Source organism: Lentzea indica, assembly GCF_012184385.1.
Classification (GTDB): domain Bacteria; phylum Actinomycetota; class Actinomycetes; order Mycobacteriales; family Pseudonocardiaceae; genus Lentzea; species Lentzea indica.
The window spans coordinates 1-8429 of record NZ_VSRL01000333.1; the positions used below are offsets into that span (position 1 = coordinate 1).

Sequence of the window (8429 nt, forward strand, 5' to 3'; positions counted from 1 at the left end):
CGCCGACCGCGGCTTCGGCTTCATCACCCCCGACGCGGGCGGGCCCGACCTCTTCGTGCACGTCTCGGTGGTCTCCGGCGAGCCCCTGGTGGCTGGCGAGCGGGTGCGCTTCCGCATCCGGCAGAGCGACCGGGGCCCGCAGGCCGATGCCGTCGAGCACGCCTGACCGTCCGGGACGGTCCTACGACGCCTCGAAGCGGGCGACGTAGCGGCGCTGCCACGGCGTCTCGACTGCCCGGTGTTCGTAGCGCGCCCGCACGTACGCGACCGCCTCGGCGGCCGGCACCCCGTCCAGGACGGCCAGGCACGCCAGCGAGGTTGTGCCGCTCGAAAAGTCATCACCGCAGCGTGCCAGCCCATCCTTCCCAGGCTGGGAGCATGCTCAGGTGATCGTGTCCCTGCTGTACAAGGTGACTGGGAAGTTGCTGTCTGCCGCGTCGGTGCTGTTCCGCGGTGAGGCGGAGAAGGACGCGGAGCTTCTCGTGCTGCGGCACGAGAACACCGTGCTTCGCCGACAGCTGGTCTTTCCGGTCCGCTACGAGCCGGCAGACCGATTCTGGTTCGCCGCGCTATCCAGGCTGATACGTCGTCCGCGGTGGCGCGAGATCTTCCCAGTCACGCCAGGCACGTTGCTGGGCTGGCATCGCAGGTTCATCGCCTGGAAATGGGACTACACCGCGCGACGACGTACCGGACGCCCACCCACACGAGCAGCGATCAAGGCACTCGTGCTCCGGCTCGCCACAGAGAACCCGCGGTGGGGACATCGGCGGATCCAAGGCGAGCTGGCCCGACTCGGACATCGAATCGCCGCCTCCACCGTCTGGAAGATCTTGAACGCAGCGGGCATCGACCCAGCACCACGTCGATCCGGTCCGACCTGGCGAGAGTTCCTCACAGCCCAGGCCGAGGGCATCATCGCGGCGGACTTCTTCCACATCGACATCGCACTCGGCACACGCCTATACGCGTTGGCGTTCCTTGAACACGGCACCAGACGCCTGCACATCACCGGCATCACCATCCATCCGACACGCGACTGGACCGTGCAGCAAGCCAGGAACCTCGCCGCCGACATCGGAACGCGCATGGAGTCACTGCGCTTCCTGCTGCGCGACCGCGACAGCAAGTACGGCGAGGCGTTCGACACCGTCTTCGAGGCCGAGGAACTACGCGTGATCAAGAGCGCGCCGCAGGCACCCCGGATGAACGCCCACTGCGAACGCATCATCGGCACCATCCGGCGCGAGGTCCTCGACCACATCCTCATCACCGGAGAAGCCCACGCGCGTCAAGTCCTTGCCACCTACGAGATCCACTACAACGAGCACCGACCGCATCAGGCCCGCAGCCAGCTACCGCCCGAGACTCGAGAGCAACCCGCCGTCGTGCACGACATCAAGACCCGCAAGCTGCTCCGCGCCGAGATCCTCGGCGGACTCATCAACGAGTACAGATACGCCGCATGACGTGCAGCGATGACTTTTCGAGCGGCACAGGATGTGACGGCGATCATCAAGGAAGGCCAGCCGGAGAAGCTCGCGAGGCTCTACGGGGAGCTTGGGATTGAGCTGAAGTACGACAAAGCAAAAGAGGCCGTCTATGCGACGACCTCTCCGCGTGTACTTAGCGATTGTGTCCGAGGGGGGACTTGAACCCCCACCCCCTTTCGGGGACTAGCACCTCAAGCTAGCGCGTCTGCCATTCCGCCACCCGGACGTATTAAGTTCTGCCGCGGTTCGCACCGTGGTGTGTGCATAGATTACATGATCGTCGCCGCACGCCAAAATCGGGTCCCCGTGCAGGGGTTTGCGCTGGTCGGGGCGGTGATCAGCTGGTGTGGCGGGAGGAGAAAGCGGATCACGCATCGGTCGCGTTGGGCTCGGTGATCACGGCGGCGTGAGTCAGGACGCTGGGGTGGGATTGTGCGGGTGGCTTCGACGAACGTCGGTGGGGCGTTGAGAGCGCCGCGGATGGCGCCGGTCAGGTCGCACACCACTAGATCGGTCGCGGGCTAGAGTCGCGGCGTGCGTGAGCTGACCGAGTGGTTGCTCGACTCCGACCCGGCCTTGCGGTGGCAGGTTCAGCGGGACCTCCTGCACGCGCCGCGGGAGGTTTGGCAGGAAACGCGGGCGCTGGTTGCCACTGAGGGGTTTGGGGCGCGGCTGCTCGACGAGCAGGGTGCTGATGGCATGTGGGCTGGTGGGGCGTTCTTTCCCAAGGGGTTCGACGGGAAGGAAGAAGGGCAGCCCTGGACGGCCACCACGTGGTCGTTGAGTTCCCTCAGGGAGTGGGGGCTCGATCCGAAGGTGCTCACGGACAGGCGGACCGTCGAGTTGCTCGAGGCGGGCTGTCGGTGGGAGTACGAGGGCCTGCCCTATTGGGGTGGCGAGGTCGACTGCTGCATCAACTCGTGGACGTTGGCCAACGGGGTGTGGCTCGGTGCGGACGTCGAGGGTATCGCTGGGTGGTTCGTCGAGCATCAGCTTGAGGACGGCGGGTGGAACTGCGAGTGGGTTGAGGGGTCGACGAGGTCGTCGTTTCACTCGACGCTCAACTCGTTGAAGGGGTTGCTGGTTCACGAGCAGGCGACCGGGGGAACGAAGGAGACCAGGGCCGCGAGAAGAAGAGGCGACGAGTACCTGCTCGAAAGGCACCTGTTCAAGAGGCTGTCGACGAACAAGCCTGTGGGGGAGTGGGTCGGCGAGTTTCGGTCGCCTTTTCGTTGGGGCTACAGCGTTCTCAACGCGGCTGAGTACTTCCGGCAGGCCGGAACGAGGGACCCGCGCATGGCGGAGGCGATCGCGATGATCCGCGATGCCAGGCAGTCCGACGGGACGTGGTTGCAGGCCGGGCGGCATCCTGGGCGGGTGTGGTTCGAGATCGACGTCGGCGCGGGTGAGCCGTCGAAGTGGCTGACGTTGTCTGCCATGAGGGTGCTCAAGTGGTGGGACAGCTAGATCCAGCCTCGGGCTCGGGCGAAGCGGGCTGCCTCGTGGCGGTTCGAGGCGCCGGTTTTGCCCACGGCGGAGGACAGGTAGTTGCGGACTGTGCCGGGGGACAACGAAGCGCGGCGAGCGATTTCCTCGATGGGGGCGCCTTCGAGAGCTAGTTCCAGAACGTCGGCTTCTCTTGGTGTCAAAGGGTTGTCGCCGGCGCTGATGGCTTCGGCGGCCAGGGCCGGGTCCACGTAGCGGCCGCCGGAGTGGACGGTGCGGACGACCGTGGCGAGCACGTCGGAGGAGACGGTTTTCGGGAGGAAGCCTCGGACGCCTGCCGCCAACGCGCGTTTCAGGTGGCCGGGGCGGCCGTGGCTCGTGACGATCATCGTGGAGCAGGACGGAAGCTCGGAAGCCAGAGCCTGGGCTACGGAAACGCCGTCCAGGTCGGGCATTTGCAGGTCGATCACGGCCACGTCGGGGCGGACCACGCGGGCGGTGGCGAGGGCTTCGGCGCCGGTGGCGGCTTGGGCGACTACTTCCAGGTCGTCTTCCAGCGCTAGCAACGCGGCCATGGCGCCGCGGATCAGGTGTTCGTCGTCGGCCAGGAGGATGCGGATCACGGGAGCTCCACGGTGAGCACGAAGCGGTTGGGAGCTTCCGGGGCCGCTGTCACGGAGCCGCCCAGGGCTGAGACGCGTTCGCGCAGGCCGGTGAGGCCGCTGCCGAAGCGGAAGCCGGCGGGTGAGGCGCCGTCGTTGGACATGGTGAGTACTTTGCCGCGCAACGTGATCGTGCACGAACGGGCCTCGCTGTGGCGCAGCACGTTGGTGACGCCCTCGCGGACGGCCCAGCCCAGCGCGTCCGCCGGGTCGCCGGCGACGTCGACGTCGCCGATCACGCGGCAGTCGATCCCCGCTGACGCCAGCAGGGAACGGGCGCCGGCCAGTTCCACGGACAGGTCGGCGGTGCGGTAGCCGCTGACGACCGCGCGCAGTTCGTCCAGGGAGTCCTGGGCGATGCGGCGGACTTCCAGCATCTCGTCGATCGCTGACGGACGGCCGCGGCGGGCCAGTTGTGCGGCCAGGTCGGCTTTCAGGGCCACCACGGAGAGGTTGCGGCCCACGACGTCGTGCAGGTCGCGGGCGAAGCGGAGGCGTTCCTCGGCGACGGCCAGGTTGGCGCGGATCTCGCGGGAGCGGTCCAGCTCCCAGACGAGGCCCACCATCCACAGCGTCGTGCGGAAGCCGAAAGCCACAACCGGCAGCATGACGGTGATGGCCACCGCGCGGGACGGTTCGGAGGTGAGGAACATGAAGACGCCACCGGCCGCGGCTGCCAGGACCAAAGTGCGTGGCCGGAGCACCGCGGACAGGGTGGTGATCGTCAGCACGAGGAACATCACCGCTATGCCGTCGGCGGGGCCGTCGGGCTTGCCAGGTGTCGGGTGCGGGAAGGCGAGCTCCCCGGCAACCAGCACGGCGCAGGTGTACACCAGCAAGATCGCGAGGAGCCGGCGCGGGTGGGGAGCCTTCCCGAGGTGGTGTTCGATGCCGAGGTGGACCAGTCGCACGCTGAGCAGGGCGTGGAGCAGCGCCGCCGCCGAGATCACGACGACGGCGGTTGTGCTGATCTCCTCGGACAGGCCGAGGATCAGCAACGGTGGCAGGACCAGATAGCTCAGGTAGAACGTGACGCGGACGTAGAAGTCGAACCGCGCCGCGTTGCTCCGGGACCGCCACCAGCCGAGCAAACTCACCTCCGAGGATCCCAGCGGAACCAGCGTCGCACAGCGTAGGTCCCCAGACCGATCCACACCGCCAGGACGGTCAACGGTCGCAGCACGGGGCCGTCGTCCCAGCTCGCCCGCACCAGGTCGAGCACCGGGGTCAACGGCAGCAGGCGCAGCACCGTGGCGACGCCCTCCGGCACGACGGACATCGGGAAGAAGAGCCCCGAACCGATCAGACAGGCCACCAGCACCGGCAGGGTCGTCACCTGCGCCATCTCGACGGTCCGGGTGAACGCCGACGACGCCGCCGCCAGCAGTACGAACATGACCACGCCACCAACAACACCCATGACCAGGAACCACGGCCGCGAAGGCAAAGAGGCATCCGTCGCCACACCGACGATCACCGCGAACAACGCCATCTGTCCCAAAGCCACCACGACGGACGGCAGGGACGCGCCGAACAGGATCTCCGGATCCGTCAGCTCTCCAACGCGAAGACGTTTCAGCACAAGCTCTTCGCGTCGCGCGACGAAGGTGGTGACGAGGTTGTAGTACACCGCCATCACCAGGACGAACCCCACCAGCCCGACGAGCAGCGGCTCGCCGTCGGCGTCCACCGCCATCAGCGCCGGCACGATCAGCAACGGCAGCACCAGGGAGTTGAACAGCGCGGTCCGGTTGCGCCAGAACAACTTCAGCTCGGCCTGCCCCACAGCCACGGCCCTCATGCCGCCTCCTCCGCGATCGCGAGGAACGCCTCCTCGAGGGACGCCGATCGAGCGTCCAAACCGGACAGTTCGACCGAGTTGGCATGAGCCCACGCAAGAAGCTCATACAGCGTCTCCTGCAGATTGTTGGTCCGCACGGTCACGCGCCCCGACGCGTCGACGTCCGAAACCACGGGCAGCGGAACACCGGCAGGCGGCACGAACGAAATGCGAGCCGGATACGCGTCCACCACCTCGGAAACCGTTCCCTGCGCGACGATCCGGCCGCGGTGCATGATCGCCAGCCGATCAGCCAGCGCCTGCGCCTCCTCCAGATAGTGCGTGGTCAGCAGCACGGTCACGCCTTCGCGCAGAAGGGAACGAATCAGTTCCCACGTGTTGCGCCGGCTTTCCGGATCGAGTCCGGTCGTCGGCTCGTCGAGAAAGAGCACCTCCGGCTTTCCCAGCAACGCCAGCGCGAGATCCAGCCGCCGCCGCTCACCGCCGGACAACTGCTTCACCCGCACCGAAGCCCGATGCGCCAGGTCGACGAGAGACAACGCTTCATCAACCGGGCGCGGAGAGGTCAGAGTCCCCGCCCACATCTTCGTGGTCTCGGTCACGGTCAGGTCGGGTGGGAAACCGCCTTCCTGCAGCATCACGCCGACTCGCGGCCGAACGAGAGAGCGCTCTCGGAACGGGTCGTGCCCGAGCACCGAAACAGTGCCCGCCGCAGGACGTGAGAGCCCTTCCACAACCTCCACCGTGGAGGTCTTTCCCGCACCGTTCGTGCCGAGCAAAGCGAACATTTCGCCCCGCTCCACATCAAATGAGACGCCCCGTACGGCTTCGAAACCCCCGCTGTACCGGCGAGTCAGCCCGCGCACCTCGATCACTGTCATAGGTCAACGATCTCGGCAAACGCCGCGCGAAGGCAGTGCGGCGCCACACCAAAAAGCCATGACAGATGTCATGTCGTCCGTCTGAGGGGCACCCCGGACCGCGTGTGGCCCGGAGGTTGCGTCGCGCACGGAGGCGTTGAAGCGTGAACCCATGGATCAGGAGAGCGTGAGCGCCACGCTGACTTTCGCCGTGCCCGCCGAGCGGGTGTTCGCGGTGCTGGCCGACCCGACGACCCACGCCGCGATCGACGGCACCGGCTGGGTTCAGGACGTCGTCGACAGGGCGCCGCTGACCGAGGCGGGGCAGGTCTTCCGGATGGCCATGCACCACGCCGACCACCCCGACGGCGACTACCGGACCGCCAACAAGGTCGCGGTCATCGACCCGCCCCACGCCATCGGCTGGCTGACGGGGTACGAGAAGGACGACGGCGAACTGGGGTTCGGTGGTTGGATCTGGCGCTACGACCTCGAGCGGCGAGGTCCGTCGGAAACCGAGGTCACGCTCACCTACGACTGGTCGGCGGTGCCGCAGTCCATCCGCGAGTACATCGAGTTCCCGCCCTTCGGGCCTGATCACCTCGCCAACTCGCTGCGCAACCTGGCCGCGGCTTGCCAACGGTAGATCAAGGTCGTAATCTCACGGTCGTGCTAAAACGGGCCGCGAGGGTACAAGCGGTTCTGGACCGGGGGGACCAATGACACTGGGACTGGTGGCTGCGCTGGCGGGGCTGGCGCTGCTGGACTCGACGAGCATCGGGACGCTGTTCATCCCGATCTGGCTGATGCTCACACCGGGACGGCTGCGGCTGTCCAGGTTCGGTGTCTACCTCGGCACGATCACGGTCTTCTACTTCGTGGTCGGCGTGCTGATCGTGCTCGGCGCCTCGCGGGTGATCGACCATCTCGACGGCAAGGTCGCGCTGTGGATCCAGTTGGTGATCGGCGTGTTCCTGTTCGTCATCAGCTTCCGGTTCGACAGCAAGAAGAAGCCGGACACCGGGAAGTGGCAGGACCGGATCAACGCCAACGGGTCCGCGGCAGCGGTCGCGGGCATCGCTGTGCTGGCGGGTGTCGTCGAGCTCGCGACGATGCTGCCGTACCTGGGCGCGATCGGCATGATGAGCGCCGCCGACCTCGCCCCGGCTCAGATCGGGCTGCTGCTCGCCGGATACTGCCTGGTCATGATCGTGCCGGCGGTGCTGCTGCTCGGCGGGCGGCTCGCGTTGCGGAGCCGGATCGAGCCGTTCCTCAACCGAATCAGCACGTGGTTCGCGGAGAAGGGGGCGAGCACCACCGGCTGGATTCTCGGCATTGCCGGGTTCCTGGTGGCGCGAGATGCCATCGCACGGCTGTTCTTCGTGTGAACCATTTGGTCCAGTTGGCTGAACGACCCGGTTTCGTTTTCCTCCTACACTCGCGAGGATGACCGAGCTGGACGATCCGCGCAGATCTGTCCCGCGGGAGCTGGCGCCGTTGCTCCGAATGGAAGTCGCGCCCGTTTCGGTGAGCATTTTCGAGGCGATCGAGAAATCGATTCCCGAATACGGCCAGTTCAGGGACAACGTCGTCGACGGCATTCGACAGGCACTGGTGAAGTTCGTCGACAGGATCGCCGCGCCGGATGCCGAACCGGATCCGCACGACGACATCCACCGCAAGCTCGGCGCGTGGGAGTTCAAGTCCGGCCGCAGCCTGGACAGCCTGCAGGCGGCCTACCGGATCGGGGCGCGGGTGGCGTGGCGGCACGTGTGCGCGTTCGCCGAGCGACGGGAGCTGTCACTGCACCTCATGTCGGTGCTGGGTGAGGCGATGATCGCCCACGTCGACGAGCTGGTGAGCCTGTCGGTCGAGGGCTACGCGGCCGCGCAGGCGAGTGCGGCGGGCACGCTGGAACGCAAGCGGCGCAAGCTGATGGAGCTGCTGGTCGGCGATCCCGCGAGCAACTGGCAGGTCGTGCTGGACGCGGCGGAGGCCGCGGCCTGGCCGATGCCGGATCGGCTGTCGGCGGTCGCCCTTGAGCCGTCCGCTGCGGCCGCCGACGACCTGCCGGGCGAGGTGCTGGTGAACTTCGAGGACGCCACGCCGTACCTGCTGGTGCCGAACCCGGTCGCCGTGCCGCGCTGGCTGCGAGGGCGTTGCCGGG

Annotated in this window: 10 protein-coding genes and 1 tRNA gene; 6 read left to right on the plus strand and 5 right to left on the minus strand. The window is 67.2% G+C overall.

The window, feature by feature from the left end:
* On the plus strand, positions 1 to 166 hold a 166-nt coding region (locus tag FXN61_RS44435), incomplete at its 5' end, for a cold-shock protein (protein WP_167979846.1).
* A 220-nt stretch (positions 167 to 386) separates the two neighbouring features.
* Positions 387 to 1469 (plus strand): integrase core domain-containing protein, encoded by a 1083-nt coding sequence (locus tag FXN61_RS44445; RefSeq protein WP_167979847.1) that lies wholly within the window; start codon positions 387 to 389, stop codon positions 1467 to 1469.
* Positions 1470 to 1636: 167 nt separating this feature from the next.
* Here the strand turns inward: FXN61_RS44445 and FXN61_RS44450 are convergent.
* A tRNA-Leu gene (locus FXN61_RS44450) sits at positions 1637 to 1719 on the minus strand.
* Positions 1720 to 2027: 308 nt separating this feature from the next.
* On the opposite strand from FXN61_RS44450, the gene FXN61_RS44455 reads away from it, so the two are divergent.
* Entirely contained in the window at positions 2028 to 2960 is a 933-nt protein-coding gene (locus FXN61_RS44455) for a prenyltransferase/squalene oxidase repeat-containing protein (protein WP_167979848.1), read from the plus strand.
* Here FXN61_RS44455 and FXN61_RS44460 read toward each other — a convergent pair.
* Genes FXN61_RS44460 through FXN61_RS44475 form a run of 4 tightly spaced genes read right to left on the minus strand, consistent with a single transcriptional unit; the run spans position 2957 to position 6283 of the window.
* Positions 2957 to 3562, minus strand: coding sequence for a response regulator transcription factor (locus tag FXN61_RS44460; RefSeq protein WP_167979849.1), 606 nt, complete (start codon positions 3560 to 3562; stop codon positions 2957 to 2959). The two genes, FXN61_RS44455 and FXN61_RS44460, sit on opposite strands and share 4 nt — an antisense overlap.
* Complete coding sequence (locus tag FXN61_RS44465; RefSeq protein ID WP_167979850.1) at positions 3559 to 4698, minus strand: sensor histidine kinase; 1140 nt, start codon at positions 4696 to 4698, stop codon at positions 3559 to 3561. Before FXN61_RS44465 ends, FXN61_RS44460 begins: the two co-directional genes overlap by 4 nt.
* On the minus strand, positions 4695 to 5402 hold the full coding sequence (locus FXN61_RS44470) for an ABC transporter permease (protein WP_167979851.1): 708 nt from the start codon (positions 5400 to 5402) through the stop codon (positions 4695 to 4697). The genes FXN61_RS44465 and FXN61_RS44470 overlap by 4 nt, the downstream gene beginning before the upstream one ends.
* Complete coding sequence (locus FXN61_RS44475) at positions 5399 to 6283, minus strand: ABC transporter ATP-binding protein (RefSeq protein WP_167979852.1); 885 nt, start codon at positions 6281 to 6283, stop codon at positions 5399 to 5401. The genes FXN61_RS44470 and FXN61_RS44475 overlap by 4 nt, the downstream gene beginning before the upstream one ends.
* A 151-nt stretch (positions 6284 to 6434) precedes the next feature.
* Between FXN61_RS44475 and FXN61_RS44480 the strand changes: the two genes are divergently transcribed.
* From FXN61_RS44480 to FXN61_RS44490, 3 genes are all read left to right on the plus strand, one after another.
* Positions 6435 to 6908 carry an SRPBCC domain-containing protein gene (locus FXN61_RS44480; RefSeq protein WP_167979853.1) on the plus strand — a complete coding sequence of 158 codons (474 nt, stop codon included), beginning with the start codon at positions 6435 to 6437 and terminating at the stop codon, positions 6906 to 6908.
* Positions 6909 to 6996: 88 nt separating this feature from the next.
* Positions 6997 to 7650 (plus strand): GAP family protein, encoded by a 654-nt coding sequence (locus FXN61_RS44485; protein WP_223165854.1) that lies wholly within the window; start codon positions 6997 to 6999, stop codon positions 7648 to 7650.
* Between the two features lie 58 nt (positions 7651 to 7708).
* The coding region (locus FXN61_RS44490; protein WP_512698768.1) for a PucR-like N-terminal domain-containing protein at positions 7709 to 8429 on the plus strand (721 nt) is incomplete at its 3' end.

Excerpts from the sequence above, each read along its gene's own strand:
- FXN61_RS44470 (WP_167979851.1), bottom strand. The coding sequence starts at position 5,402 with ATGAGGGCCGTGGCTGTGGGGCAGGCCGAGCTGAAGTTGTTCTGGCGC.
- FXN61_RS44475 (WP_167979852.1), bottom strand. The coding sequence starts at position 6,283 with ATGACAGTGATCGAGGTGCGCGGGCTGACTCGCCGGTACAGCGGGGGT.
- FXN61_RS44480 (WP_167979853.1), top strand. The coding sequence starts at position 6,435 with ATGGATCAGGAGAGCGTGAGCGCCACGCTGACTTTCGCCGTGCCCGCC.